Raw genomic sequence first — 1,301 nt, 5'->3', positions numbered from 1 at the left:
GAATTACACCGATTGTATGGCCAATTTCGCGTTCATGGTCGTTCCCGACTACCTGTAACTGACAGTCCCTGAAAATCAGCGGAGGAGCCAAATGGAAATCAACACCGCAGAACGTCTTGTCAAAAAAGGAAGAATGAGCCGGAGGGATTTCATCCAGATAGCGATAGCGGCTGGACTGTCGGCTGGCGCTGCCAACCTGACATTCACGTCGTATGCTCGTGCAGAGCCGAAGAAGGGAGGCCGGTTGCGTGTTGGGCTCGCACACGGGTCCAGTACGGACTCTCTGGATCCCGCCACGTATCTTGACTACTACATGGGCACGGTCGGATGGGGTGCGCTCGGCAATGGCCTCACTAGTTTCGATGAAACGGGCAACGTCAAGCCGGACCTGGCCGAGTCGCTGGAGCCTTCGAACAAAGCTGCGAGATGGGCCTTTAAACTTCGGAAAGGAACCGAGTTCCACAATGGAAAATCAGTCGCAGCCGAGGATATCGTGGCGTCGATCCGCCATCATATGGGCGATGGTTCAAAGTCGCCCGTCAAAGCACTTCTTGCACAAATTAGCGAATTGAAGGCCGATGGAGATACGGTCGTATTCACGCTAGCTGCTGGCAACGCTGATTTCCCTTATCTGCTGAGTGACTATCACCTTCCGATAATGCCCATGGGCGAAAATGGGCAGGCAGACTGGGCATCGGGCATTCGCACAGGCGCGTACGTTCTAAACAAGTTCGTACCCGGGGTAAACGCCTCGATGACTCGAAACCCGAACTACCACGGTACGGCCTGGTTTGATGAGGTCGAGGTCTTATCCATTTTGGACCCGGTCGCCCGCCAAAACGCCTTGGCCACCGGCGAAATCGATTACATGGACCGAGTCGATGTCAAGACGTTGAGGTTTCTGGAACGAAATGAAGAACTGGAAATTGATCAAGTAAGTGGCTACGGACACTATACGTTTCCAATGAATGTTACCGCAGCGCCTTTCAATAATTCGGATGTGCGCAAGGCTTTGAAATACGCGGTTGATAGGCAAGAGATCATCAACAAGATCCTCGGCGGCGTCGGTGATGCGGGTAATGACAATCCGATTGCTCGCAACATCAAGTACGCCATTGACCCAATGCCAGCGCATACATACGACCCTGAGAAGGCCAAAAGCCTTCTGGCGAAAGCAGGATTTTCGAACTTAAAGCTGGAGCTATCGGCTTCCGACGCAGCCTTCACGGGAGCTGTCGACGCTGCACTTCTGTTTAAAAACAGTGCTGAAAAAGCTGGAATCGAAATCAATGTGATAAGGG

The 1,301-nt window shown here is 52.7% G+C and carries 1 protein-coding gene; it reads left to right on the top strand.

The genetic code is table 11. The features are described 5' to 3' along the window. Positions 1 to 91: 91 nt before the first annotated feature. The coding region (locus tag EOA85_RS35415) for an ABC transporter substrate-binding protein (protein WP_164760137.1) at positions 92 to 1,301 on the top strand (1,210 nt) is incomplete at its 3' end.

This window comes from Mesorhizobium sp. M5C.F.Ca.IN.020.29.1.1, from assembly GCF_003997375.1.
GTDB lineage: Bacteria > Pseudomonadota > Alphaproteobacteria > Rhizobiales > Rhizobiaceae > Mesorhizobium > Mesorhizobium wenxiniae.
The sequence above is the reverse complement of the archived record's forward strand: the minus strand, read 5'-3'. Positions and strand labels throughout refer to the sequence as shown.